Genomic DNA, 26,939 nt, shown 5'->3' with positions numbered 1-26,939 from the left:
GCCTTTTTTAAAGGTTTTTTAGAACTAAAATAAATTTACCAAGCCTAAAGATACAGTAAAATCACAAATTAGCTCGTGAAATAGATGGTGTAAGGAGTGACTAAGGAATGGAAAAGAAAACAAAAGATTACTCCAAATATTTTGATTTCTCGGATGCGAAGATTATTTCTGAAGATGAGCATAGCAAAAAGATCCGTATTCGCGGACGTGAAATCAACATTATGGCGGAGCCGAACCATAGAAAAGAAAAGCAACGCGGTAAAGAGGATGTACAGGTATTATATGATAACGCAGTCCCGGATGAGCTAAAGCATATCGGTGAGGGAAAGCATTATATCGTATACACATTCGGTTGCCAAATGAACGAGCATGATTCCGAAACCATAAAAGGCTTGCTGGAGCAAATGGGCTACCAGGCAACCGAGGATCGGAAGGAAGCAGACATCATTTTACTGAACACTTGTGCTATCCGTGAAAATGCGGAGGATAAAGTGTTTGGCGAGCTGGGTCACCTCAAGCATCTCAAAACAGAAAAGCCAGGACTGCTGCTCGGCGTGTGTGGCTGCATGTCACAAGAAGAGAATGTCGTTAACCGGATTATGCAAAAACACGGTTTTGTCGATATGATTTTTGGTACCCACAATATTCATCGTCTGCCTCAGCTCGTCAAGGAAGCACTCTTTAGCAAAGAAATGGTGGTCGAAGTGTGGTCTAAGGAAGGCGACATTATCGAAAACCTGCCGAAGAAGCGCGAGGGTATGCGGGCTTGGGTGAACATTATGTACGGTTGTGATAAATTTTGCACCTATTGCATTGTTCCCTTTACACGTGGTAAGGAAAGAAGCCGCCGTCCAGAGGATGTTATCGCTGAAGTACGGGATTTGGCACGTCAAGGCTTTAAAGAAATCACCTTACTGGGGCAAAATGTTAACGCTTATGGCAAGGATTTGAAAGATTTGAATTACAGATTCGGGGATCTGATGGATGATATGCGCAAAATTAATATCCCGCGTGTACGTTTTACGACATCACATCCACGTGATTTTGATGACCATTTGGTTGAAGTGCTTGGTAAGGGTGGCAATTTGGTGGAGCATATCCATCTGCCTGTTCAATCCGGTAATACGGATATATTGAAGAAAATGAACCGAAAATATACCCGTGAGCGTGTTCTGGAACTGGCTGCGAAGATTAAAACAGCTGTTCCGCATGTTTCTCTGACAACAGATATCATCGTAGGTTTCCCGGGCGAAACAGACGAGCAGTTTGAAGATACTCTATCTTTGGTGCGCGAGGTCGGCTATGACTTTGCCTACACATTTATTTATTCACCACGTGAAGGTACGCCAGCTGCTTCGATGGAAGATAATGTGCCTATGTCGGTTAAAAAAGAGCGTCTCCGGCGTCTGAACATTGCTGTGAACCAAAACAGCCTTCGCTTTAATAGTCGATTGCGTGGCGAAGTGGTTGAAGTGCTGGTGGAAGGCGAGAGCAAAAATGACAGCAAAGTGCTTGCCGGTCGGACCCGTTCCAATAAGCTTGTACATTTTGAGGGTTCTAAGGACCTGATTGGTTCCTTTGTTCAAGTGAAAATTACGGAACCTATGACCTTTTACATCAAAGGTGATCTGGTTGAAACGGCTGTAGCAGTTAACGGATAAAAGAATATTCTAGCGGGTTGCATGCGGTCTGAGTAAAGGGCTGTGTGCAAGCCGTCTAAGTGAGAAAAGGAGCGATGGACAATGACAGAGGAGCGGTTGCAACAAACAGAACTTCAATCGGCGGCGCGCCAGCATGATCATTTGGTCAATCGCGAAATGATATTGGCAAAAGCCAAAGAATTGGCAGGTATTTTGGGTAGCAGTGAGGAAGTACAGGTATTCCGAAAAGCAGAAGAAAAGATTCAGGATCATGGGCGCATCCAGCAACTGATTGCAACGATGAAAAAGAAGCAAAAGGAAATTGTAGCATTTGAATCCTTGAAGAATCAAAAAATGATTGCCAAAATAGAGGCCGAACTTCAGGAGCTACAGGAAGAGCTTGACGGTATTCCAATTGTAACGGAGTTTCAGCAGAGTCAGGTGGAAATTAATGAGCTACTGCAAATGGTGATTATGGCGATCCGTGATACCGTTGCTGAGAAGGTAAACGTAGAAGAGGGAAAAAGCACTTCCTCGTCGAATTGCAGTGATTAGAATGAAATCTATGGTGTGGAGGCGTAGCTTCCACGCCTTTTTTTCGAAAGCATTTTGCCAACGTATATGGTTATAGGACTTCAAGAGAAATGGGACAACATAGAAGGGATGGAAGCAAGGGAATGGATAAGTTGGGTAAGATGCTAGAGGGAGAGAATAATACTTTTTGGGAGTATTTAGGGTGTGAACTGATTGCAGCTGATGCAAACGAGGTACAGATCGCTTTGGAGGCCAAACAAGAGCATACCAATGTGATGGGTATTGTCCATGGGGGTGTACTTACTTCATTGATGGATCAGGCGATGGGGATGGTCAGTATGGCTTCACGAAATATGGATCCATGTGTAACGACGAACCTGAATGTTCATTTCTTGTCACCCATGAGGCAAGGACGACTGGAGGTTAGGGCGCGAATTCTTCATCAAGGAGGTCGCACGATAACCACTGAGGCGGAAGTAAGAGATAGTGAAGGCACACTCGGTTCTACATCTACAGCAACCTTCCGAGTATTACGTACACAAGCAAGTGATTCAGGCAAGGCCTGACACTTGACAAAAAAAATTAGTATGTCATAATGAATTTATCAAAACGATATAATATGGTGATGCCAATGGATAGCAATCGTATAAACGAAGAGGCGCAAAAGGCGTCGTACAACATTAAGAAATACCGTACCCCGGATGGAGCTCCGGCGGATATCGTTATGTTTACCTTAACGAAGCGGGAGCGCAAGACGGTAACAAAGACATTGCCGATTCGTGAGCTGAAAGTGATGCTCATCAAGCGCCGCAGTTGGCCTTTTGCAGGACGCTGGGCGTTGCCTGGAGGGTTTTGTCAGGAAGATGAATCCATGTATGGAGCTGCCAAGCGGGAGCTGTTAGAGGAAACGGGTGTGGACGGCGGGCATCTGGAGTATTTGGGTGTATATAGTGGACCGGGACGTGATCCGCGCGGGTGGATCATATCGCATGCGTTTTTTGCGCTAGTAGAAGAATGGATGTTGGAACAGCGTCAGGCGGCCGATGATGCTTCCGAGGTTGGGCTATTCACGATCCGCGAAGCGTTGGAGGAATTGGAGCTTGCATTCGATCACCGGGATATCATTGTAGATGCTTATCGCAAAATTCAGTTGCAGATGCTTCAGACGACGATAGCCAAGCAGTTTTTACCGCTACATTTTACACTGGGTGAATTATATCAGGTGATTCAGAGTGTCGTACCGGATTTCGAAGAGCCAAACTTTATTCGCAAAATAACATCGACTCGTAGCAGGCAGGGAATACTGGAAGAGGTGCGTGATGAGAATGGCAAACCGCTCAGTTCCAACCAGTATTCACAAAGACCGGCACAGTTGTACCGTTTTAGTGACAGAGTACCGCGTTTATCTATCTACACGTAACGCCTAATGTAATAGGTTACGCATAGAACGTACAATATCACTTTGAGGATAAGGAGCTGACCGTACGATGCAGGCACTAATTGTTATTGATTACACGAAAGATTTTGTGGACGGTAGTTTGCCTGTAGGACAACCTGCGATTGAGTTGGATGAACGGATCGCAGCAATTACGCAGGCATATGTGGATCAAGGGGACTTTGTTGTCATGGCTGTGGATTTGCATGAGGAGAACGACCTTTATCATCCGGAGAGCAAGCTGTTTCCTCCACATAATATACGTGGAACCAACGGACGACATTTGTATGGCAAGCTTCGTAGCCTTTATGAGCAACAAAGTGATCTTATCTACTGGTTGGATAAAACACGGTACAGTGCTTTTGCGGGCACAGATCTGGAGCTCAGGCTGCGTGAACGTGGTGTTCTGGAAGTTCATCTAATTGGTGTGTGTACAGATATATGTGTGCTGCATACGGCTGTAGATGCTTATAACAAAGGTTTTGCTATTACTGTATACAAGGACGCTGTGGCGAGCTTTAATCAAGCTGGACATGATTGGGCTTTGGGTCATTTTGAGGGAAGTCTTGGAGCCGCGGTACGGTCGGCTGAGGATACGGTTTTACGTCAGAAGAAGTAAAATAACTTAACGATTGTGCACCAATGTCCGATAACAAAATGGAGCCGGATATTGCTGAATCTGGGCAGATGAGGCGGTACGCTGCCACAAACCTGGGGACAGTCAGAGAGGATGATTACGATGCAGTCAACGAGCCTCGCATTACATACAGATAAATATCAGATTAATATGATGTACGCCCATTGGGTGAACGGAAGTCATCAGCGTAAAGCTGTGTTCGAGGCGTATTTCCGTAAACTCCCTTTTGGTAATGGATACGCCGTGTTCGCTGGTCTGGAACGCATTGTGAATTATATTGCAAATTTGCGGTTTACAGAAGAGGACATTCGCTACCTGTCTGAACAGGAGGAGAATTACGATCCCATGTTCATGGAGGCGCTGCGCCAGTTTAAGTTTGGTGGAACAGTCCATTCGATGAAAGAAGGGGCACTTGTTTTTCCAAACGAGCCTCTGGTACGTGTCGAAGGAACGATTATGGAAACGCAGCTTGTCGAGACGGCATTATTGAATTTTATGAACTATCAGACACTCATTGCGACAAAGGCATCGCGCATCAAGCAGGTGGCAAGTGACGATACACTGCTCGAATTTGGAACACGGCGTGCGCAGGAAGCAGATGCGGCGATTTGGGGAGCACGAGCAGCTTATGTGGCAGGTTTTGACGCGACTTCTAATATGCTGGCAGGCGAGCACTTTGGAATCCCGACGAAGGGAACACATGCCCATTCATGGGTGCAGACCTTTATGACGGAGCAGGAGGCGTTTGACGTTTATGCGAAGGTTTTACCAGACCAGGTTACACTGTTGGTAGACACCTTTGACACGCTGGAAAGTGGTGTTCCTCATGCGATTCGGACAGCAAAAATGCTGGAGAGTCAGGGCAAGCGTATGAATGCAATCCGTCTGGATAGCGGTGACTTGGCTTATCTATCCATTCAGGCGCGGGAAATGCTCGATGCTGAAGGCTTAGATTACGTACAAATCGTAGCTTCCAATGATTTGGACGAAAATACGATTTTTAACCTGAAAGCCCAAGGGGCACGTATTGATGTATGGGGTGTAGGAACACAGCTTATTACGGCTTCAGATCAACCTTCGCTTGGCGGGGTGTACAAGCTGGTTGAGCGTGAAGTGGATGGGGAAATGTTGCCGACGATTAAGATCTCGGGTAACCCAGAAAAAGTATCCACACCAGGCAAGAAGGATGTATATCGCATTGTGGATAAGAAGAAAGGGAGAGCTGTAGCCGATTATATTTCTTTCCCGGATGAAGAGCGTCCGCGTAATGGTAAGCGCCTGAAGCTGTTTAACCCTTTGCATCCGTATATGAAGAAGTATGTAGAAAATTATGAAGCTGTACCAATGCTTGAGCCTATTTTTATAAATGGACAGAAGGTATATGAGCTTCCTGAGCTGGATGAAATTCGTGCCTACCATACTTCACAGTTGAAACTGTTTTGGCCAGAATATTTGCGGAAGCTGAACCCTGAAATTTATCGTGTAAATCTGAGCGAGAAGGTATGGGAGCTGAAGCAAAAGCTGATCGACAGCTATATGCAGCCCGAAGTTGAAGAAAAAGAATAGTTGGAAGAGGCACCTCATGAATATATGGGGTGCCTTTTTGTGTCGCGGCATGTAGGAAATAGGAGCTTATTTATAAATTTCTCTCATCACATGTCGTAGCTCAGGGACAATAATGCGTTCCATTGCCAAACGAACAGCTCCGCGTGAGCCAGGCATAGAAAATACAGCTGTCTGGCCCACAGTGCCAGCTACAGCCCGGCTTAATATAGCTGCTGAACCAATGTCCTCAGCAAAGCTTAAATAGCGGAAGATTTCTCCAAAGCCAGGCAGTTCCTTATCCAGTAGAGAGGAGACGGCTTCATATGTAGTATCACGTGGAGAAATACCGGTACCGCCTGTCAAAAGTACAGCCTCGATTTCATTCTGTGTCACTGCTTCGGATACTAACTGCTGAATACCTTCGTAGTCGTCCTTGACAATGACATATCGAACAACCTTATATCCATTGGTTTCTAGTAGATCCATGAGCAGTCGTCCCCCAGTATCTGTTTCCACGGTGCGGGTGTCCGAGACAGTCACGACCATGCAATTAACCTGTTGCGGGGATTCCTGTCGATGCTCCTCTACAGAAGACATATTCATTGAAATGCTCACTCCTTGATCGGTGGTTAGACATACACTTTTTACAATAGAGCAATGACTGAGTGTATGCAAGTCAGAAACAGGGGCTAAAATCCATGTGATTAATATCCTTGCACTTGCACACTGGAATATAGTACACTTCCTTACATAAGTCGGGATTACTTTGTTTTTATTTTATTGAAAGCGCGCACATCAAATGATTAATCTCAAGGGTCAGCGGGTAATAGTACAGCAGGGTCAACAACTGGGAGGTAATGTAATATGAATCATTCATACCAACAATGCGTGGATGCTTGCCTGGAATGTATGAACGCTTGCAATGTATGTTACGTAGCGAGTTTGAAGGAATATGATTTAGCTATGCTGCGTGAATGTATTCGAGTGAGTAGGGAATGTGCAGAAATATGCGGATTTGCTGCTCAAATGCTGCAGCGTGGAACGGATTTTGCCGAGCAAATCTGTGAGCTGTGCGCCAAGGCCTGTGAGGTATGTGCTGCTGAATGCAGCAAGCATTCCCATGATCATTGCAAACATTGTGCAGAAGCCTGCCGTCGTTGCGTTCAGGCGTGCCGCCAGTTGGTGGCAGTGTAATTACATATATGGAACTAGTGCCTGAAGAGGAAATAATAGGTTGCTTTCTACTGAATAGGTTTGTATAATGATTGGAATTAACGTCATGGAACGGGAGAGTAGCAGCGGAGCCGTATCATTACAGCGAGCCGGAAGAGGTGTAAGCCGGTATGAGGTCCGATGTGAAGCGCACCCGGGAGACGGTTGATCCAACGAGCAGAACTTCTAGTAGATCAGCCCGGCAGACACCGTTATTAGTCATTGGAGTGAAATCGCGATTTGTGTAAGTTAGCTGTAACTACACAACCGATTTACGAAGAGTGGTACCGCGGGGATATTAAAGTTCTCGTCTCTTGAATTATTTCAAGAGGCGGGGGCTTTTTTTGTTAGATTCTATAAAAAGAGGAGAGAGATCATGTTGATGAGGATTGCTGCTCAAGCGATATTGGCCCATACGGGCTTGGAGGAGAAAGAAATTTTATCTTTATTTGAGGTGCCTCCGCAGCCTGAATGGGGAGATGTGGCGTTTCCCTGTTTTGTGCTGGCCAAAAAGTTTCGAAAGTCTCCACAGCACATTGCACTGGAATTGGCGGAGCTAGTGAATCATGAAGAAGGTTTAACTGCTTCAGCATCGGGTGCCTATGTAAATATAACATTGGATCGATCTGTTCATATTCCACTTATGCTTGCTGAATTGAGCAAGGCCGATTTCCTCAGGCCCAATATCGGGCACGGACAGCGGGTAGTTATTGATATGTCCTCGCCCAATATTGCCAAACCGTTTGGTATCGGTCATCTTCGCTCTACTGTTATCGGTGCTGCCTTGTATCGTATTCTTGGTGAAACCGGATATGTTCCAGTTAGTGTGAATCATCTTGGGGATTGGGGAACACAGTTTGGCAAGCAAATTGCGGCCTATAAAAGATGGGGAAATGAGGAGCAGCTACAACATGATCCGATTGGTGAATCGCTGAAGCTATATGTTCGTTTTCATCAGGAGGCCGAGCATAATCCGACTTTGGAGGATGAAGGCCGCGAGTGGTTCCGACGTTTGGAGCATGGGGATGCTGAGGCTCAACAACTATGGGAGTTTTTTGTTGAAGTTAGTCTGGGTGAATTTGATCGTATGTACCAGCGTCTGAACATTACATTTGACCATGTGCTGGGAGAAAGTTTTTACAATGATAAGATGCAGGCAGTTGTTGCTCAATTAAGAGCAAAAGGATTGCTGGAGGAAAGTGATGGCGCGCTCGTGGTTCGTCTGGAAGATGAAGAACTGCCTCCGTGTCTTATTCTAAAAAAGGATGGGACCACCATTTATCCGACACGTGATCTGGCAACAGCGATTTATCGTCATGAAGTGATGAAGGCTGATCGGTTGCTGTACGTCGTTGGTGGAGAACAGAAGTTGCATTTCCAGCAGGTGTTTGCGGTGCTGAAGCATGCAGGGGAGGCTTGGGCGGAGCAATGTGAGCATGTGCCGTTTGGATTAATGCGGTTTGCGGGTAAGAAAATGTCCACAAGACGCGGAAAAGTTGTCAAACTGGAGGAGGTGCTGGATGAAGCTATAGCGCGTGCTCAAGCCATCATTACTCAGAAGAACCCCGATTTGCAGGAACAACAGGCAGTAGCTGAGGACGTTGGTATCGGGGCGATTATTTTTGGTGATTTAAAAAACAACCGGCTGAATGAAGTGGATTTTTCGTTGGAGGAGGCGCTGACCTTTGAAGGCGAGACCGGGCCTTATGTGCAGTATACTCATGCGCGCATACGCAGCCTTCTGGAGAAAGCTCACGCTCGCGCCGATGTTGATAATACCAATTCTAGCGACAACGCCCTTGTCCAAGATAGCCATTCTCGTGATTTGAATGACGTATCGGATGGAATGTTGGGTGACACAGGTTGGGCGCTGCTTAAGCAGTTGGATCGCTATCACGGACAACTGATACGTGCGGTTCGCCAACTGGAGCCTTCGGTAATTGCGAGATTTGCATTGGATACGGCCCAGGCGTTTAACCGTTTTTACGCCAAGGAAAGGATTGTCGATGGTGGACAGTGGCGTATTCAGTTGGCGGAACAAACTGCCGATATTCTGGCATGCGCGCTGCAACTTCTTGGTCTGAAAGCACCGAATCGGATGTAAGCAAAGCGAACAAAGGGGAGCGAGTTTTTGCTGGCGGGATGACTGCTACCCAGACCTGGCTCTTCCAAAGGAATACTGTAAAAGATTAATCGGTTACAGGCACTTTTGGGTATGTATAAAGATTGTGAGCAGAAAAGAGTTAGACGGGTACACTAAACGCAGGTATTCCACTGTTTTGCAACCAATTTGTGCATATTTGAAACATTTGATGCTTTTATTGCGTCGGTAAGTGTAGAAGCAAAGTAAACATGGAGGTGTATTTCATGAAAAAGAACAAAAGCGTGACAGCTGCCCTGCTTGTCATCTGCTCATTGGCAGTAGCTACGTCGGCTTCTGCTTTTCGTGATATAAAGGGAGCTGAACAGGAGAAGATCGTAAACTCACTTCAGGACAAAGGAATTATTCAAGGAATAACCAAGGATAAATTTGCACCGGATCAAACGCTCACGTATGCACAAGGAGTACACTTGGTTGTTCGTGCGATGGATCTTCAGGTAATGCCTGATTTCACAACGGGTTCCTTTGCAAACATTCCGGCTTCCGCATGGTATGCCCAGTCCTATCGGATTGCAGCCCAACACCAAATCCCTTTGTCACCAGATATTGATCCAAGCACCCGTATGACAAGAGAACAATTTGCGAATATTCTGTATAAAGCAGTGAGTGCAACGGGTGAATATCCAACTGTCCGTATGTTAATTAATGTAGCGGATGGCAAAAAACTAGACCAGGAATCAAACGCAGCCGTTCAATTCCTGCTATTGACCAAAATTGCAAAATTGGACGAACAGAGCAACTTTAACCCGGATCGTAAAGTAACGCGGATGGAGGCAGCAGAAATGGTCTATAACGCATCCGAATTTGTACAAAGTCATAAAACGGTTGAAGCTACTCCTGAAAATCCGGCTGAGCCTGTAGATCCGGTTCAACAAAATAACATTAGTATGAGTATAGAGAAGGCAAATGACCAGCAAAAAAAAGTGACAATCACCCGTCTGCAGGCACCTAATCCAGGTTACGGCATTGAAGTGGATCACATCGACTACGTAGATGATACGAATGCAGTAATTTACTACAAGCTGACTAGTCCAAAGCCAGGGGAAATGAATATTCAGGTCATTACGGATACCCACACAAGTACATTGGTAGACAGCAAGTATAAGGTTACGCTTAAAGCAGTAGATGGAACAGTGCTTCCGCCCACAGGAACAGGCACGTCTGTAGCTAAATAAAATTACGAGCCCTATGTTATAGATATAAATAAAACCAGCGAGCCTCCAATTTGTAGGGGAGACTTGCTGGTTTTTTTTATACCAAATGTTAATCGTTAGCCCTAAGCAATAGGGCTATTCAAGCTTTAAATGCTGACTTTGCTTGCAAGTAGGTCATCTTGCGCAGCATGTGCAGAGGATGAAGCCGAATCTGTTGCAACTGTTCCCGACTGGAGCTGATACATTTGGAAGTAACGACCGCCTTGAGCCATAAGTTCGTCATGGCTACCCCGTTCAACAATTTCACCCCGATGAAGCACCAAAATTTGGTCCGCACTGCGAATGGTGGACAAACGGTGAGCAATGATAAAGGTCGTACGTCCCTTCTTGAGTACCTCAAGAGCGGATTGGATGAGCGCTTCCGTTTCGGTGTCAATATTGGCAGTAGCTTCATCCAGAATTAAAATTGCGGGATCAAAGGCTAGTGCACGAGCGAAGGAAATAAGCTGGCGTTGCCCGGCTGATAAAGTGCTACCTTTTTCAATAACAGGCTCATCGAATCCTTGCGGCAAATGGGCCAGCAATTTGTCGGCTCCAACGTCATGCAGCGCTTTATTCACCTGTTCTCTCGTGATTCGGCTGTCTTCGAGACTGACATTAGAGGCTACCGTACCTGTAAACAAATATGGATCTTGAAGAACAATACCCATATGATGGCGAAGCCATTGCTTAGGGATGTCTTTGACAGATGTTCCGTCAATGGTGATCGTTCCTTTTTGCGGATCATAGAACCGGAATAGCAGGTTAATAATCGAACTTTTGCCTGATCCGGTATGTCCGACAAGGGCAACTGTTTGCCCGGGCTGTGCAGTAAAGGAAATATGTTTAAGTACATCATCCTTTTTGTAGGCAAAGGAAACGTCGTTAAACTCTACCTGGCCTTTGTAGCGCGGCATCGTGCCGTCCGTCACCGGCTCTCCAGTTTCGTCCATCAACTCAAATACGCGTCCTGAGGATACGATGGAAGTATCCAGTACGGCGAGTTGGTTGACCATACCCGTCATAGGTTGGAACAGTCGACCCAGCACATCGACGAAGGCATACAATACGCCTAGTGAAACAGCACTACCTGTAGTTCCGAGCGCCTCAGATCCGAAATACCACAACACGACGGCAAAGGCGAGATTTCTTAACACGTTGACTAAATTGTGCGAAGTGAAGGCGTTCAAATTCAGCATTTTATTCTGATGCTTCATATAGTCATCATTCAGTTCTTCAAACTCTTGCTGCGTTTGTTTCTGGTGCCGGAACACGCGAATAATGGACATCCCTTGAATCGATTCATTGATAATCGCATTAATTTCACTGAGTCTGGACCGAATGATTGTATTATAGCGGGTGGCGACCTTGCGATACAATATAATCCACAAGATCAATAACGGTACAATAAACAGAGAGATAAGACCCAGTCTGAAGTCTAGCAAAAAGAGTGCAACATATACTCCTGCCATCGTTACAATCCCTGAAGTGAAATTTGAGAGCACAGCCACAAACAAATCTTTGACTGCCTCAGTGTCATTCGTAACACGGGATACGACTTTGCCTGCGGGCAAGTTATCAAAAAAGTAAACTGGCAACCGCTGGATGTGCGCGTAGAGATCAAGCCGAAGCTTTTGAATGACCTTGTTCGCCGAGGATTGCAGCCAGTATGTTTTGCCGAATTCAGCAAAAATGGAAATAATCAGGAAGAAGCAATACCAGCCAATCAGCTGAAAGATACCGGGCATTTCCGGTTTGTAAAAGCTATACAGTTCATCAGCTGTCAGAGCCTTAGCTTCATAGCGAAAGGTGTCGGAGCCGCGTGTCACAGTCAGCGTTCCGTTCGTAAAGGAGCGGTTACCGTCAGCCACTTTAACCGAGCCATCGATAAATACGAAAGATTTCCCAACTTGTAAAATCCTCGCTTCGCGACCTTTGGTCTCCCCGGACTCAAAGCGATCTTCACGCTTAAAGTGGGTTCCAGCATAGCTTACAGTTCCGTCCACACTAGTTGTTTCATAAAATGGTTTTTCAATAGCGAGCATATGGTCGTCAATCATCGTTTTGGCGATGAAGGGACCAGCGAGCTCGGCGGCTACTCCGATAGCCAAAGCGATGAGAGCGGCAATAAAGCCTGCTTTGCTCGTCAGCGCGTACTGGAATAGCCTTTTGCCGATATTGGGTTTCATTAGGATACCTCCCCTGAGGTCAGATCAGATTCCACTTGTTGCCGTTCATACTGTTGTCGGTACCATCCGTCAGCCTGAAGCAGCTCGCTGTGGGTTCCTTCCTCAATAATGCGTCCTTGCTCCAGCACGACGATCCGGTCTGCATGTTCTACAGCAGAGAGGCGGTGGGTGGAGATCAAGGTTGTTTTACCCGAGCGCTTACGTCGGATATTGTCAATAATCCTTGCTTCCGTCCGGGCATCTACTGCAGATAGTGCATCGTCGAGCAATAGAATATCCGGATCACCGATAAAGGCGCGTGCCAGCGAAACACGCTGCTTCTGGCCGCCGGACAGGGCGATACCTTTTTCTCCGACCAGTGTATCCAGCCCATCAGACAAGGTACCTAAATCCTGGTCGAAGGCAGCTGTACGGATAGCTTCCATAATGTCGTCATCATCTGCACGAGGTTTCCCGAACTGAATGTTCTCGCGCACCGATTTAGAAAACAAAATTTGCTCTTGCGGCACGTAGCCGATCCAGCTGTGTAGTTGTTCCACTGCAATGTCCTCCAAACGTATGCCGGAGATTAAAATATCACCACTACCCGTCGGATATTCATGCAGTAGCTGTTTGAGCAGAGTGGATTTCCCGCTGCCGGTTCTACCGACGACGCCTAGCGTTTCTCCGCGTTTGAGCTCCAGACTCACATGTGACAGATTGTCAATAGTAGAAGTAGGGTAACGGAAGGTAACGTCTTTCATCCTGATGGATTCGAGGCGGTCCACTGGAACAGGTTGAGCTGCATCCTGAACGTCTGGCTGGACATCGAGAGTTTCATTGACCCGGTCCAGGGAAGCGCTACCGCGCTGCATAATGTTAATCAGCTCTCCAATGGCAAACATCGGCCAAATCATCATTCCTAGATACATATTAAAGGAGACCAATTCGCCTAGCGTGATATCGTTATGAAATACCAGATAAATACCATAACCGAGTCCAATGACATAGCTAAGTCCTACACATAAACGAATCGTTGGTTCAAAGAGAGCATCCATCCGAGCGACAGCCAGATTTTTACGAAATACATCGTCGGTAATATCAGCGAAACGCTTTTCGTCCATTCGCTCTTGCACATAGGCGCGAATGACTCGGATGCCTGCTACGGATTCCAACACCTGATCGTTCATATCACCAAATGCATCTTGTGCCAGTGTGTAACGCTCGTGAACGGCTTTACCGTAAATGCTCATAGCCAGTGCAATAAAAGGTAGGGGCAGGATAGCTGCCAGTGTCAACTTCCAACTGATTAGGGTACCCATGGCAACTAATACAACGCTCAGATAGACCGTAGAGTCTGTCAGTGTCAGCATGCCGAAGCCCGCTGTACTTGCTACGGAGCGAAGGTCGTTCGTAGCACGAGCCATCAGATCACCAGTACGATTACGTTCAAAAAATGGAGGGGTCATCCGCAGTAGATGATTCATAAAGCGTGTGCGCAGTAAGCGCTCCACCAGATTGGCACCACCAAACAGCTTGTGCATCCATATGTACGTAATGTAGTAGATGACGGCTAGAATGCCTATGATGTACAAAATATAACGCCAAAGTGAGGACCAGGAAATCGAACCGCGCACAATCTCATCAATGGCACTACCTAGTAGCCGAGGTGGAGCAAGCTCCAGCACACCAACGGCTATCAGCAAAAACAATCCAATGGAGTATCGGCTTCGTTCTCTTTTAAAAAACCAGCTTAAATTTTTAAGTACCGAAAACAAGAGGAATCCCATCCTTTCATGACAAGTTCTTTCGAGAGTTGTGTACCATTTTGAAGAAACAACAGCGACTTGCTACCACAAATATGATCCGGCAACAGGCGCAAAAAAGGCATACCGTCCGCAGACGATATGCCCTAAATCTCAATATCATATGGCGCGCAGGTATTTTCAGCACACTCACCACTGAAAAACTGCTCAAACGCAGGCAGCCACTCGTATTAAACCATACAACGTGAATGGCCCAATTCTGAAGGATGCGACAGGGGAGATGCTCCGGTATGAAGTTGTTGTGTTTGTAGATGTGGGTAAAATGCAATAGGAAATTTTAGCACCGGTAACACTCCTTTCTTCCTCAAAATGGGTTCATTCTAACATGAGTAATCGTTCAAATTGGTAATAAATTTCAAAATGGATCTCGTATGGTTGAATCTTAACACCCTTTTTTGCGAATTGTCAAACCTTTTTCAAAAAAATGTATATGACTTGTCCAAGAATCTCGCTAGGTTGGGACGGTTGGTGGTCATTCTAAAAGATGCTATGATATAGTTGGCAGACGTCATTGTACAAGGAGATGAGCATAACGTATGAGCATACAGGTAACTGAACCTGCGGCACAGTGGTACATTAAGGAGCTTAGTTTGAATCGTGGAGATTCGATCCGTTTTTTTGTTCGCTATAGCTCTGGCGGCGGGTTGCATCCAGGCTTTTCTCTGGGAATTGCCGTAGAGCCTCCGCAGCACCCCGTATTACAGCATGAAGCGGCTGGCATTACGTTTTATATGGAGGACCAGGATTACTGGTATCTGAAGGGCCATCATCTGGAAGTTAAGTATTTGGAGGAACATGATGACATTATTTACACCTATGTTGAGGATGGACAAGCTTAGCGCTCTACTGTCAATCATAGCGTGCAAATAGTTGTTCTTGGACAAGAAAAGCGGTGGAGTATCGTGTTACAGGAGATGAACCTGTACATGATGCTCCGCCGCTTTTTTGTGGTTAAGGCGGGTATGTCGTATGTTAAGGGTTGTTAAGTATCGGGCCATCGAGTGCAAAATCAAAATCATCAATGTCGTACACATGTACAGGTACGGAAGCTTCGATAATGCGGTGGATCCAGTCCAATTGATCCGTCAGAATAGGTAATGATTCACGTTGAGCTGTCAACACTAGTTCAGTCTCAATTGGATCAAAATATTCTCCGTAATGCGCAGTATCAACAGCATTAATGATAATGAGTGATGTATTGGCATCGAATAGAATAGGCAAGCTCTTGGCCCAAGGCATCTGAAGGGCACGCCGAATTTTTTTCTGATTCAACGGTTCCTCAAAATAACTGATCAACTCGCTTACCTTCCGCTTCACATGTTGATCGTCCATAGGATTATCCATGAGCGGCTCTGTGCTATCCTGGAATTCGTATAGCTCTAGCAGTGATGTGTAAGGCACTATATATTCCACAGGGGCGGGAGATGTAAGTAGTTGGCCGTATATAGCCACCATTACAGCTTCCGTTACAAATTGTCGAGACATCGGTCAAGCCTCCTGCATTTACCAAATTATGCGATATGAGTATACCACAAAGCGGGACTGAATTCAGCCCGACATGCAGATTGCTATCATTTATTCCTATATTTGTTGTACGAATTTAGCTGCGGCCGATTAACAAGGAAAGCAATCCGGCAGCAATTAGAGGTCCAACAGGAACTCCTTTAAAGAAGGCAACGCCAATGACGGTCCCGATCAGTAGACCTGTCACAATAATGGGCTGTCCAGACATCAAAGTTACTCCGCGGCCGCCAAGATAGGCTACCAGAATTCCGATACCAATCGCGAGCAGTGATTTCCAGTGCAGGAAAGACTCCATCACCTGATTGATACTGATTTTACCGCTGGCTAGCGGGGTCATGACACCAATCGTCAAAATAATAATTCCGATTGTCAGGCCATACCTTTCAAGCCAGGGGAAAGCAGAATGAAAGCTGGTTACCCGCAGCAGCAGTAATACAACCATGGCAATAGTCACGGTAGAGTTACCACTAACAATTCCAAGACCAGCCAATACCAGTAAGATAAGTGAGCTGTAATCCATACAGATGTTCTCCTTCGTTTATTTAGCTTTGGATATGTTCGGCGATTTGTCGCCCGTGCCAGCGGCCTGTTTCAATAAACACCTCATTGGCATTGCTGCCTGAAGCGATGACCCCGGCGACATATATACCTGGGATGTTCGTTTCCATCGTGGCAGGATTAAATTCTGGTTTGTCCAGATCCTCAGCCATGTGGACGCCAACAGACTCCAGTAGTTTTCGTTCCGGGTGAAATCCAGTCAGTGCCAGTACAAAATCATTTTCGAGCCGGAATGCTTCAGTGTCCAGCGGAGTGACTACGACATGGTCTGGATGAATTTCGGTAATACGTGCGCCTAAGTGCAGCGTGATCTTCCCTTTTTGTACCATACTGTCAAACAGTGGACGAACCCACGGCTTGATGTATTGGGACAACTCGCTTCGACGATATACCATATCAATCGTAGCTCCGACCCGCACCAATTCCATTGCAGCATCTACCGCAGAGTTACTGCCACCGATGACTGCGACCCGGGTTCCTGTATAGGGATGGGCTTCGCTGAAATAGTGCGTGACTTTATCCAATTGTTCCCCAGGAATGCCCAAATAGTTCGGATGATCAAAATATCCTGTAGCCACAACGACATAGCGTGACGAATACGTTTTGGTTATTTCCCCTTTGCTCAGGGTATGTACGGTAAATGTACCGTCATCCTGGCGATGAATGGACTGGGCCTCCTCATAATGCTGAATGTTCAAGTTATAATGAGTGGCTACCTTACGATAGTACGCCAGTGCTTCATGACGAAAAGGTTTATCATTAGGGGTGCTGAATGGAACATCACCGATTTCCAGTAGTTCGGCGGTGCTAAAAAACTGCATGTTGGTCGGATACAGAAAAATGGAGTGAACGATGTTGCTTTTTTCAATAATGACAGTTTGCAAACCTCTGCGGCTGCATTCGATTGCAGCGGATAGTCCGCAGGGTCCGCCACCGATAATGATTACGTCGTACATTTGGATGAACCTCCAGTTGTATTGGTTTATTACGCCAGTTTTGTAGGGTTAACATTATTTTGACGATTAAAAACGGATCTCAGGATTGAAGCAAATAGCTCAGTATGTGAGAAGTTTTCAAATAATAATCCTACCGCAATGCGAACACAATATCCAGCCGTTTTCAGAAAGTGATGATGGAAGGTGAAGATTGACAGCTACTTTTAGTAAACATATAATTATATATATATCTATTTTGTGTGATTGAATTCGCTTGCATAGCAAGTATGTACTAGTGAAAAGAGGTGCAATAACGATGCAACTGGATAAAATGGTCAATTATCATAAAGCACTTGCTGATCCAACGCGTATGCGAATATTACTTCTTTTGTCCCGTGGGGAGATGCATGGCCAAGCTTTGGCGAAAAAGCTGAATTTGTCTCAGCCGACTGTTACACATCATGCTTCCAAACTCCGTGAGGCTGGGCTGATTAAGGAACGACGTGATAAAAACACGGTGTATTTTACACTGAATCCAGAGCTGATCCGGCAGCATGCCGAGGCGACGGTGCGATTTATTTTCGAAAAAGGAGAGGGGGAGGAAGAGATGTCAGAGTTGAATGAAACGCTGGAGGCGTCGGTCTTACGCAATTTTTTTTCCAAGGACGGCAAGTTGCGCCAAATCCCTGCGCAGTATAAGAAAAAATTAATCGTACTTCAGATGCTGGCAGAAAAGCTGGAGCCAGGCCGCATGTATCCTGAACGTGAATTAAACGAGTGGATCAAGCAATACCATGAGGATTTTGCAACGATTCGGCGTGAGCTGATTATGCATCAGTTTATGTACAGGGAACGGGAAATGTACGAATTGAACCCGCGTGAGATGTGGACGCGCTGGGATCAAGTACACTAAACGAAACTTGACAAAGATTTCAAAAAAGTTTCGTGGGCAGCCTTGACAGACAATTGATGGACTTGTATGATAAAGGAAATTTTAGGAGGAGGCGATGTTATATGCGTACGAACATGAATGGATGGGTTCAGCAGCAGAATGACTTGTCTCCCGCACGGACGATGCACGGTTAAAGACTGTATAGATCTATAGTCTTGGCTTAGCAGTTGGTTGGCAGTAGAACCAACGAAATCCGCAGGGAGTGATTCCCTGCGGATTTTTTATGGTTAGGCATCTTGTTATCCAGTTGCTGGTTCTGGGGAGTGGTCTGTGAAGACTGCTTGCTTAAGTGAACGAACGGATCACATCGGCCTGAATCGTATACCCTCCGCAGGGAAACCCCTGCGGATTTTTTGCGTTGTTTGCATGCGGGGAGAAAAATGTATACCGATCGATCGAATAACACTACGATCAAAAAAATAATAATGATTTCAGGAGGAAAACAATGAGTATACATGAATACGGTTGGTCTGATTACTGGAACGGTTTTTGGGACCAATGGAAGCAAAGTTTTGAGGAACGCGTAGGAAATACACAGGTACGTCCTGCCCGCTTGATTGCCGATTATGGACAAAAGGTGAAGCTTATCACAATGGATGGAGAACGCTGGGGAGCGGCTTCAGGTAAGCTACGACATGCTATTGTCGATCCGGCGGAAATGCCTGCCGTAGGGGACTGGCTAGCAATCACTACGCCAGATGAAGTGTCGGATGCAGTCATCCATGCCGTCTTGCCACGGAAAAGTCGAATATCTAGACAGGCCGCGGGCTTTGAGACGAAGGAGCAGCTAATCGCTACCAATGTGGATACGTTGTTCCTTGTTAATGCGCTGAATCATGATTTTAATATGCGCAGACTGGAACGGTATTTAATTATGGCTTGGAACAGCGGGGTAAACCCGGTTGTCGTTTTGAGTAAGAGTGATCTTTGTGAAGATGTCGAACAACGGGTTGCTGAAGCGGAGGGAGTTGCCCCTGGTGTACCTGTTATCGTTATTTCTGCTTTGCAGAACGAAGGCAGAGAGCAACTGGAGGCGTTTCTTCAACCTGGCTGTACAGTTGCTTTGACAGGCTCTTCCGGTAGTGGAAAATCCACGATAGTAAACTGGCTCTCCGGGTCTGAAGTTCAACTGACACAGGATGTGAGGGAGGAAGACAGCCGGGGCAGGCACACAACCACTCACCGACAGCTTTTTCCCATCGCAAAGCAAGCCGTTTTGCTGGATACACCTGGTATGCGCGAGTTAAATCTGTGGGATGATTCCATGGGGGTCGCTCATACCTTTTCGGATATTATGGAAACGGCGCAGCAATGCCGTTTTGCAGATTGCAAGCATAAGGGCGAAGCTGGATGTGCAGTGGAGGAAGCTATAGAGAGAGGGGAATTGTCGGAATCCAGAGTGAACAATTATCGCAAAATGCAGCGGGAACTGGAATATCAGGCGCGTAAGGAGGCAGACCGGCGCAGGAAAGATAGCCGTTCAAGCACAACCCCGGGTCGTAGGGATCAGCGAAGCGGCTGGCGACGTGATGTGGAGTGGTAAGCCGAACTGCAGTGAAGCATCAAATGTAAAAATATAAGAAAATCTATGTTGTAGTCGGCATAGGGTATAAAGGGGTGAATATATGCCGAACTACAGCATTGTGGTGGATTTATCGGATCGTCGTTTATATTTGAAAGATGGAGATCAGATTGTTCTTAGTTATCCAGTCGGTATTGGCAAGCTGGCTACACAGACACCGCATGGGCAATTTACGATTATTAACAAACAGCCCAATCCCGGCGGCCCTTTCGGAGCGTTCTGGATGGGGCTGTCCAAGCCGCATTATGGCATTCACGGCACCAATGAGCCATGGTCCATTGGCAAGATGGTGTCACATGGCTGCATTCGAATGCAGAATAAGGATGTGCTTGAGCTTCAGGAAAAGGTAAGTATAGGCACGCCAGTCACGATACAGCCGTAGCGGCTAGACGACACTAGATTCTGTATCTACTCAGACGTGGATACCGCGTCATAGGCTGTATCTGTGAAGCGTATTTCATGGCGAACGGCCGTAACTTTAAGTTAGATGCTGTGTTTAGTTACGATTTGGGTTGGATAGGGATACGGGCTTCAATTTGTTTGGAGCCCTCTTTGTCGTCTGCGGATTTGACTAACGGTCCCGAAAGACGTTCTCCTTGTGTACCATACGCCTGTTTGGCGTTGGTCCACATATCTTCGTTTGGTTCGAAACTTATGACTATGGTGTAACGGTTGGCAAGGCTCGGCTTTTTGACCCTCATGCTGAAGGAGCCGTCAGGCATAACTTTGGTTTGATCATCGTAGCCAAACTGCCATCGTCCCGGAAAATCAATCGTGAGTTTGACGTCCGACCCTTCCAGCAAATTGCTGCGCGCATATACATGATAATAGTTACCTTCTTGCTTCACATCAGGCTTAATCCACACTTGAGGACTACCGTAGTCCTTAGGTTTGTTCCAGACGGGCTTAACTAAAGGGGTATTGCGTTCTTGTTCAGGATCAAATTCAGCCCCAATCCGAACTTCATGCAGAAGCTGTTTGTTTTCTTCGTATTGATATACATAAGGACCTTCCAACTTGTTGCCACCGCTGCCATACAGATTTCGTATTTCATTTTCTTGGTCATCCGGACGGAACAGAACAGTCAGATCCATACTGCCCTGTATTCCAGGGCGTTGCACTCGGAGTACAAAACTTCCGTCCTTTTGAATAGTGGTCTCATCCGTGTACCCAGTTAACAGGGAGTTTTTGACCGCAAGATTCCCTTTGATCCGTGCTCCGGCTGGGAGGTTGGAATGTCCTGTAACTTTCACGGTATTTTTATCAATGCTAACGCCACCTGATATTTCGACATAGCTGCTGCCTTGCTGATGAACAGGTGTATGATTGGCAGCTCTTTCATCAAGGGATGATGCGCCTTGGTTGGGATTACCCGTTACGGTGTAGGCACGTGCTTCAGCTTCATGTTGGGCCATACTCCGGGTTGAAGCTTTTTCCCTGCTGCATGCAGCCAGCATCGTTAGGATTAAGAATGCACATAAAAGGTTCCAGCCTATTTTAGTAATCATGTGTTTACTCATGGTTTCTGCTCGCTCCTTGTCCATAGCTTCCAGGCTTAACGTGATAAAATTTTCGAAACTTTATGTATTTACCCTAATTAAAGGGTATGTAATCCCGCCTGCTTTATCCTATAAGGAACGTACCTGTTTAAACAACGTACAGAATGGTTAAAAATGGATAGCCTGATCATCCCCTTGAAAAGCAGGGGCAGCTTGCTGTAAAGGAGCCTGAGTCATATGTCCATTGACCGTTTTATCTTAAAAAAGCTGGACAACTGCCGGGAAGAGCATACACGCGCTAATTTACTAGAACTGTTTAGAATACGGATTGAGAAGGCGCAGAATAAGGAACGAGGCGGTAAAAAAGGTTATCGCAGAATACTTTAAATAGAGTCTGATCAAATGCATAAGCTGCGGTAAGTCACATGTATCATGTTTCAAAGCTGCTGATATGGAGAGGGTGCTGAAATGCCCCTCTCTTTTTTGTGTCTAATGTGGACAAAAAAAAGTCCCTCTTAATAGAGGGACAATGCCAATGAATCATTTTCACTAACGCTATGCAGGATGGCTTCACAACCGACAATCTCTATACTGATCAAAGAGTTAAGACATTTTTGAAGGGCACGCTTGCCGCTGGAGATTTTATTCTCCAAAGTGTTACTTAGAAGTTTTAAAGTTTTTTGTACCGGTTGCTTATTTTCTTGATTGAAGTATACGGGAATACGTTTGTTTTGAAATGTAATTAATGTTCTCACAAAAATCACCTCGCCTGAGTTATTTCATGGCTTTATTGTAGTGCCCGTTTCTTAAAATTACCTTAAAAACACCTTATAAAAACATAAAGGTCTGAAAAATTTACAAAGTGTTCACAACAATCTAGGGAACAATCGAATTTAGTTCTAACTAATCGACAAAATGACGTATATAGCCGTATTAGAAACGATTAAATACATATTATTGATACCAATGACTCTACTAATGTGAGAGAATATGACTAAAGTCGCTGTTTAATTTTTAGAGTGGGTATTTTGTAACAAATTGACAGTCTAATAGTCGGATGCTACAGTTACGATAGCCATATTTCCGTTGAAATAGGCTTTTTGCGTGAACTTTGCTATATATTAAGGATCGGGAGGGATGACAGATGATCCTGACCGTGCTTTCAGGACGACAGGAAACAGAGTGGTTTGACATCGAGGTAGCTGATGAATACTCGGTGGAACATTTAAAGCTGATGCTGGGTGTGCGCATTTTCGGCGAACCTCCGGTGGAAGGCATGCAATATATTATGGAAGCAAAGTTCCCGGAAGGGCTTTGGTTCAGGGTGGGGGATAACCAGCTACTCACAGGATCAGGCTTGCGGGAAGGCTGTACTGTACGTATTCAGCGCGCTTTTTCGACAACTCAGGACGAAGCGCCTGTGTATGGAAGGCGTTCTCTGTTTCAAAGTGAAAAAAATGGGTAAATACACACATGAAATTATATGAAACCTTGGTAAAATGAAATAGTAAGCGAAAAGGGGGACTTTTGTCTTGAATGCATTATACCAGCGATCCCCGAGATTAAGGCCGGCGCTCCGAGAGGAGAAGCTGGAGATTTTACGGCCTCCGGCTGAGCCGAGCAAGCCGTCTTTTTCTATTATATCTATACTTATTCCGTTAATGATGACGTTGGTGACTATAGGCTTTTACGTATATATGAGCAAAACAGGCAAGATGGGTAACAGTAACTATTTGATGTTCCAGATGGTCACTGTGGTCATGATGCTTACATCTTATACGATTCCTTTTTTCGTCTATTTAAATAATAAGAAGGAATACAAGCGCAATCTGGAGGAACGGGACCGGATGTACCGGGAACAGCTTCAAAAGCATCGTGAAGAACTTGAAATGAAACGCGAGGAGCAAATTCGCACACTATATGAAATTCACGGTGACCCGCAAATATGCACTCAAATCGTCAAAAACCGCAATAGTTCACTCTGGGAACGATCACCGGAGGATGAGGACTTTTTGCAGGTGCGTATTGGGACTGGACAAGTTCCCTTTCATATTAAATTGCAAATTCCACGTCCAGATGGTTATGACCGAGATCCTTTGTTGGGAGCTGCGGATGAGCTGGAAGAGGAATTTCGTCTGGTAGACGCTGCTTCCATTGCATTACCGCTGTTTCAATCCAAAGTGGTTGGATTGGTCGGCGACCGGGAGCATACCCTTGCTGCGTTAAGAGTCATTTTGGCACAGGTGACGGTTCGTCACTCGCCAGATGAAGTGAAAATTGCTTCCTTCTATGACGAGCGAGAGGAAAGTGAATGGACTTGGATGCGCTGGCTCCCACATGTGTGGGATGATGACCGCATCCAGAGAATGATGTCAGACCGCAGTAGCAGTGCACATCAATTAGCTGATTTTCTGTTTGCCAGACTGAACCGCCGTAAAAATAATCGCAATGATCGCCAGGGCAAAGGGATGGAAGTCCCGTGTTATATCGTTGTTTTATCTGACACCCAGCTGATTGAGGAGGAACCGTTGCTGCCGTTGTTACTGGAGGACGGTCGAGCCATTGATGCGTGTACGATTGTGCTGGCTTCTCGTAAAGAGGCTTTGCCGATGCAGTGTCAGCTGATTGTGGAGGCTTCCAAAGAGCAGGGCGTATATGCCCGCAAATCAGAATCGGCGGAGGTTGAACAGCAAAGTTTTAAACCGGATCGTTTGTCAAAAGAGGAAGCCGATGCATTGGCGAGGTACATGGCTCCTATTCGCTTGAAGCGTTCCTCTGCTTCTGACATTCCCGCTGTGCTACCTCTGTTTGATATGATGAGCGTAGCGAGTGTGGAAGAACTGGACGTGGCAGATCGGTGGCGACGTAACCGCCATCCCGATACCTTACCTGTGCCGATGGGCGTGCGAGCAGGCGGTAAGAGGATTATGATTAACCTGCATGATAAGATAGAGCGTCAAGGACATGGTCCCCATGGCTTGATCGCCGGTACAACGGGTTCAGGGAAGAGTGAGGTTATCCAGTCCATCGTAGCCTCGCTTGCTGCCGAGTTTCATCCACATGATCTTGCTTTTATGCTGATCGATTACAAGGGTGGAGGCATGTCCAACACGTTCGTTAACTTGCCGCATGTTGTGGGTACGATCACGAACTTGGACAATAATTTGATTGAACGTGCCAAAATATCTCTTAAAGCAGAACTGGTTCGTCGACAGAAGATATTGAACGATGCAGGCAATTTACAGCATATTGATGAATATTACAGACTACTCCGGCAGCGGCAGGAACAACCGCTGCCTCATCTGGTTATTATTATTGATGAATTTGCACAATTAAAGCGAGATCAGCCAGAGTTTATGGACGAGTTAATCAGTATTGCCGCGATTGGGCGGACACTAGGTGTCCATTTGATTTTGGCGACGCAAAAGCCCGCAGGTGTCGTAGATGATAAGATCTGGAGTAACTCCAGGTTCCGCATCTGCTTACGGGTGCAAAGCGAAGGTGATAGCCGTGACATGTTGAAAATACCGAATGCCGCGTGGATTACGAAGCCGGGACGAGGATATTTCCAGGTCGGTAGCGACGAGGTGTTTGAAGAGATGCAGTTTGCTTGGAGCGGTGCGCCGTATATAGGCAACAGCGATATTTCTTCTGCACTACCTGTACATGAAGTGAGACTGAACGGGAAACGTGAAGCGCTACTGACGGGCGGCGAACGGGCAAGCTCAGGCTTAAAAGGAGAAGAAGCCCCTAAACAGCTTCAAGTATTTATTGATTATATTGCGAATGAGGCTGCTAAGGCAGGGATCGAACGACTTCAGGGACCGTGGCTTCCACCGCTGCCTGAATTGCTGGATTTAACAAATCTGCCGGTATGCACCGAAATAGATAGTACATCATCACCTTTGGAGCTGAAGGCTCTTATTGGTCTGGTGGATGATTTGCCGAATCAGCGGCAGGAGCCAATTTATGCATCGCTGGATCATGGTCATTGGGCTGTGTATGGCATGCCGGGCATGGGAAAAACGACCTTTTTGCATACATTGCTGATGTCCACGGCTCAGCGTTTTGCAGCGAATCATTGGAACGGGTATATCATTGATATGGGTCGAACGATGCGCGACTTTGGGGAACTTCCCCAAATCGGGGCTGTTATGATGGCTGAGGAGGATGACCGGATCAAGCGACTGTTCCGTTATCTGTTCAAGATGGTGGCCGTACGCAAGGAAATGCTTTCCGAGGCTGGTGTCAAAACAATAAGCTCTTATCGACGTTCTGCTGTTGAGGATATTCCGCAAATTGTCGTAGTTATTGATGGATATCTTAATTTCCGTAATGCTTATCCAGATGAAAATGAACTGCTGGAATCTCTTTTGCGAGAAGGAGGCAGTCTAGGTATTACGTTTATCATTACAGCGAATCGGATTACCGATGTGTTTGAGAAATTCCGCAGTAACATACCGAATGCTGTTTCTTTTGAAATGTCCGACCCGAGTGACTATTACTATGCGGTAGGACGACCAGCCAAAACGCCAGGACCGTTAATTCCAGGCCGCGCTCTGGTTAAAGGGCATGTTCCTCCGCTGGAGTTCCAGACGGCATTGCCTTCACCAGGAGAAGATGAGGCGGAGCGATCTGCACGGTTACGCCGCAATATTGCTGGCATTGTGCAGGAATGGAAAGGCAAGCACGCACCAGCCATCCTCCCATTACCTGAGCGGATTCCACTGTCGGAACTGCTTCAGCAGTGGGATCGAACAAGTGGACCATCGGGTGCACTTCCTTATGAAGTACCTGTAGGTCTACAGAGTGACGATCTTGAGCCTTTTCTCCTGAATCTGAAAGAAGGGCCCAATTTTATAGTGGGTAGTCCAATGGAGGGTGGAAAAACCTCTTTTCTAATGAGCTGGATTATATCGCTTGCTTATTACACATCACCCGATCAATTGGAAGTCTATACGATCGATACACGCTATGGAGGCGGAGGACTATCTAGATTACGGCATCTTCCTCATGTTAAGGCTGCTGCCGAAAGCGAGGAAGAAATGGGACCTCTGGTACAGAAAGTGTATGATATCGTTCAACAGCGGAACAAGGAGGGGAATGATCCCGAATTGCTCCTGGTCATTGATGATGCGGATATGTTAAGTAAGCAACTGAACGATTTTATGATAAAGGATCAGCTCTCCGCCATTGTACGGTTGGGACGTGATCGCAATGTGCATGTCGTGCTCTCGGGTGTGCCATCTGATTTCCCTACCTTTGGTGTGGACTGGTTTAATGATGTCAAGGCAAGCCAAAGCGGTATGCTATTTGGAACACTAGATTCGAATGATCTATCGTTCTTTCGTATCCCTTATTCGGAGGCGAACGCCGCTGCTGGTGGCCTAAAAGTCCTGCCACCTGGGCAGGGATACTACGTACGGCGCAAATTTACCAGGATAAAAGCGGCAATTCCCTTCTCAGAGCAAGTGAGCTGTGAGGATTGGATAACGAAAATTCGTGACCGATGGCATGTTGTAGTTTGAAGGGAGGTGG

25 protein-coding genes and 1 other annotated feature are annotated in these 26,939 nt (G+C 46.1%); of the genes, 17 read left to right on the top strand and 8 right to left on the bottom strand.

Annotated elements, in window-relative coordinates:
* The first annotated feature begins 107 nt into the window (after positions 1 to 107).
* The 6 genes from miaB (at position 108) to NSS66_RS01060 (ending at position 5,812) form a co-directional block, all read left to right on the top strand.
* Positions 108 to 1,661, top strand: a complete 1,554-nt coding sequence (gene miaB, locus NSS66_RS01085) for a tRNA (N6-isopentenyl adenosine(37)-C2)-methylthiotransferase MiaB (RefSeq protein ID WP_023988244.1) — start codon at positions 108 to 110, stop codon at positions 1,659 to 1,661.
* An 81-nt stretch (positions 1,662 to 1,742) separates the two neighbouring features.
* Positions 1,743 to 2,195, top strand: a complete 453-nt coding sequence (locus NSS66_RS01080; RefSeq protein ID WP_023988245.1) for a RicAFT regulatory complex protein RicA family protein — start codon at positions 1,743 to 1,745, stop codon at positions 2,193 to 2,195.
* Positions 2,196 to 2,317: 122 nt separating this feature from the next.
* Positions 2,318 to 2,740 carry a PaaI family thioesterase gene (locus NSS66_RS01075; protein ID WP_023988246.1) on the top strand — a complete coding sequence of 141 codons (423 nt, stop codon included), beginning with the start codon at positions 2,318 to 2,320 and terminating at the stop codon, positions 2,738 to 2,740.
* Positions 2,741 to 2,805: 65 nt separating this feature from the next.
* Positions 2,806 to 3,594: an NUDIX domain-containing protein gene (locus NSS66_RS01070; protein ID WP_023988247.1), complete on the top strand. Its 789-nt coding sequence runs from the start codon at positions 2,806 to 2,808 to the stop codon at positions 3,592 to 3,594.
* Between the two features lie 67 nt (positions 3,595 to 3,661).
* Complete coding sequence (locus NSS66_RS01065; RefSeq protein ID WP_023988248.1) at positions 3,662 to 4,228, top strand: cysteine hydrolase family protein; 567 nt, start codon at positions 3,662 to 3,664, stop codon at positions 4,226 to 4,228.
* Positions 4,229 to 4,348: 120 nt separating this feature from the next.
* Positions 4,349 to 5,812 (top strand): nicotinate phosphoribosyltransferase, encoded by a 1,464-nt coding sequence (locus NSS66_RS01060; protein WP_028542698.1) that lies wholly within the window; start codon positions 4,349 to 4,351, stop codon positions 5,810 to 5,812.
* 66 nt (positions 5,813 to 5,878) lie between these two features.
* On the opposite strand, the gene NSS66_RS01055 is transcribed toward NSS66_RS01060, so the two are convergent.
* Positions 5,879 to 6,394 carry a MogA/MoaB family molybdenum cofactor biosynthesis protein gene (locus NSS66_RS01055; protein ID WP_075154084.1) on the bottom strand — a complete coding sequence of 172 codons (516 nt, stop codon included), beginning with the start codon at positions 6,392 to 6,394 and terminating at the stop codon, positions 5,879 to 5,881.
* A gap of 261 nt (positions 6,395 to 6,655) precedes the next feature.
* Here NSS66_RS01055 and NSS66_RS01050 point away from each other — a divergent pair, with 261 nt between their 5' ends.
* From NSS66_RS01050 to NSS66_RS01040, 3 genes are all read left to right on the top strand, one after another.
* Positions 6,656 to 6,985, top strand: a complete 330-nt coding sequence (locus tag NSS66_RS01050; protein WP_023988251.1) for a four-helix bundle copper-binding protein — start codon at positions 6,656 to 6,658, stop codon at positions 6,983 to 6,985.
* Between the two features lie 77 nt (positions 6,986 to 7,062).
* Positions 7,063 to 7,321: a binding site (T-box leader), on the top strand.
* A gap of 58 nt (positions 7,322 to 7,379) precedes the next feature.
* Positions 7,380 to 9,107 (top strand): arginine--tRNA ligase, encoded by a 1,728-nt coding sequence (argS, locus tag NSS66_RS01045; protein WP_340958268.1) that lies wholly within the window; start codon positions 7,380 to 7,382, stop codon positions 9,105 to 9,107.
* Between the two features lie 263 nt (positions 9,108 to 9,370).
* Positions 9,371 to 10,339, top strand: coding sequence for an S-layer homology domain-containing protein (locus NSS66_RS01040; RefSeq protein ID WP_071558848.1), 969 nt, complete (start codon positions 9,371 to 9,373; stop codon positions 10,337 to 10,339).
* Between the two features lie 125 nt (positions 10,340 to 10,464).
* On the opposite strand, the gene NSS66_RS01035 is transcribed toward NSS66_RS01040, so the two are convergent.
* Both NSS66_RS01035 and NSS66_RS01030 read right to left on the bottom strand, forming a co-directional pair.
* Positions 10,465 to 12,546, bottom strand: coding sequence for an ABC transporter ATP-binding protein (locus NSS66_RS01035; protein WP_028542695.1), 2,082 nt, complete (start codon positions 12,544 to 12,546; stop codon positions 10,465 to 10,467).
* On the bottom strand, positions 12,546 to 14,303 hold the full coding sequence (locus NSS66_RS01030) for an ABC transporter ATP-binding protein (protein ID WP_023988255.1): 1,758 nt from the start codon (positions 14,301 to 14,303) through the stop codon (positions 12,546 to 12,548). The genes NSS66_RS01035 and NSS66_RS01030 overlap by 1 nt, the downstream gene beginning before the upstream one ends.
* A gap of 50 nt (positions 14,304 to 14,353) precedes the next feature.
* Between NSS66_RS01030 and NSS66_RS01025 the strand changes: the two genes are divergently transcribed.
* Positions 14,354 to 14,539 (top strand): hypothetical protein, encoded by a 186-nt coding sequence (locus NSS66_RS01025; protein WP_226887697.1) that lies wholly within the window; start codon positions 14,354 to 14,356, stop codon positions 14,537 to 14,539.
* A 348-nt stretch (positions 14,540 to 14,887) separates the two neighbouring features.
* Positions 14,888 to 15,190 (top strand): HesB/YadR/YfhF family protein, encoded by a 303-nt coding sequence (locus NSS66_RS01020; protein ID WP_013309976.1) that lies wholly within the window; start codon positions 14,888 to 14,890, stop codon positions 15,188 to 15,190.
* 133 nt (positions 15,191 to 15,323) lie between these two features.
* Here the strand turns inward: NSS66_RS01020 and NSS66_RS01015 are convergent, their stop codons facing one another.
* From NSS66_RS01015 to NSS66_RS01005, 3 genes are all read right to left on the bottom strand, one after another.
* On the bottom strand, positions 15,324 to 15,836 hold the full coding sequence (locus NSS66_RS01015) for a hypothetical protein (RefSeq protein WP_023988256.1): 513 nt from the start codon (positions 15,834 to 15,836) through the stop codon (positions 15,324 to 15,326).
* Between the two features lie 115 nt (positions 15,837 to 15,951).
* On the bottom strand, positions 15,952 to 16,395 hold the full coding sequence (locus NSS66_RS01010; protein WP_013309978.1) for a DUF441 domain-containing protein: 444 nt from the start codon (positions 16,393 to 16,395) through the stop codon (positions 15,952 to 15,954).
* Positions 16,396 to 16,417: 22 nt separating this feature from the next.
* The gene (locus NSS66_RS01005; RefSeq protein WP_023988257.1) at positions 16,418 to 17,389 is read right to left on the bottom strand and encodes a YpdA family putative bacillithiol disulfide reductase; all 972 of its coding nucleotides are present in this window, start codon (positions 17,387 to 17,389) and stop codon (positions 16,418 to 16,420) included.
* Between the two features lie 295 nt (positions 17,390 to 17,684).
* Between NSS66_RS01005 and NSS66_RS01000 the strand changes: the two genes are divergently transcribed.
* The 3 genes from NSS66_RS01000 (at position 17,685) to NSS66_RS00990 (ending at position 20,284) form a co-directional block, all read left to right on the top strand.
* Positions 17,685 to 18,281: a DUF2087 domain-containing protein gene (locus NSS66_RS01000; RefSeq protein WP_068940675.1), complete on the top strand. Its 597-nt coding sequence runs from the start codon at positions 17,685 to 17,687 to the stop codon at positions 18,279 to 18,281.
* 484 nt (positions 18,282 to 18,765) lie between these two features.
* Positions 18,766 to 19,863: a ribosome small subunit-dependent GTPase A gene (gene rsgA, locus NSS66_RS00995; protein ID WP_028542693.1), complete on the top strand. Its 1,098-nt coding sequence runs from the start codon at positions 18,766 to 18,768 to the stop codon at positions 19,861 to 19,863.
* An 82-nt stretch (positions 19,864 to 19,945) separates the two neighbouring features.
* Entirely contained in the window at positions 19,946 to 20,284 is a 339-nt protein-coding gene (locus NSS66_RS00990) for a L,D-transpeptidase (RefSeq protein ID WP_023988260.1), read from the top strand.
* 118 nt (positions 20,285 to 20,402) lie between these two features.
* On the opposite strand, the gene NSS66_RS00985 is transcribed toward NSS66_RS00990, so the two are convergent.
* Positions 20,403 to 21,422 (bottom strand): flagellar motor protein MotB, encoded by a 1,020-nt coding sequence (locus NSS66_RS00985; RefSeq protein WP_340958266.1) that lies wholly within the window; start codon positions 21,420 to 21,422, stop codon positions 20,403 to 20,405.
* 216 nt (positions 21,423 to 21,638) lie between these two features.
* Between NSS66_RS00985 and NSS66_RS00980 the strand changes: the two genes are divergently transcribed.
* On the top strand, positions 21,639 to 21,788 hold the full coding sequence (locus NSS66_RS00980) for a hypothetical protein (protein ID WP_023988262.1): 150 nt from the start codon (positions 21,639 to 21,641) through the stop codon (positions 21,786 to 21,788).
* Between the two features lie 128 nt (positions 21,789 to 21,916).
* On the opposite strand, the gene NSS66_RS00975 is transcribed toward NSS66_RS00980, so the two are convergent.
* The gene (locus tag NSS66_RS00975; protein WP_013370782.1) at positions 21,917 to 22,156 is read right to left on the bottom strand and encodes a hypothetical protein; all 240 of its coding nucleotides are present in this window, start codon (positions 22,154 to 22,156) and stop codon (positions 21,917 to 21,919) included.
* 389 nt (positions 22,157 to 22,545) lie between these two features.
* Here NSS66_RS00975 and NSS66_RS00970 point away from each other — a divergent pair, with 389 nt between their 5' ends.
* The gene (locus NSS66_RS00970) at positions 22,546 to 22,866 is read left to right on the top strand and encodes a hypothetical protein (RefSeq protein WP_068940679.1); all 321 of its coding nucleotides are present in this window, start codon (positions 22,546 to 22,548) and stop codon (positions 22,864 to 22,866) included.
* Positions 22,867 to 22,933: 67 nt separating this feature from the next.
* On the top strand, positions 22,934 to 26,929 hold the full coding sequence (essC, locus tag NSS66_RS00965) for a type VII secretion protein EssC (RefSeq protein WP_071558844.1): 3,996 nt from the start codon (positions 22,934 to 22,936) through the stop codon (positions 26,927 to 26,929).
* Positions 26,930 to 26,939 lie beyond the last annotated feature (10 nt).

Source organism: Paenibacillus sp. FSL R10-2748 (genome assembly GCF_038005565.1).
GTDB lineage: Bacteria > Bacillota > Bacilli > Paenibacillales > Paenibacillaceae > Paenibacillus > Paenibacillus polymyxa_B.
Note: the sequence above shows the minus strand (reverse complement) of the source record. Positions and strands in the feature narration are given on the sequence as shown.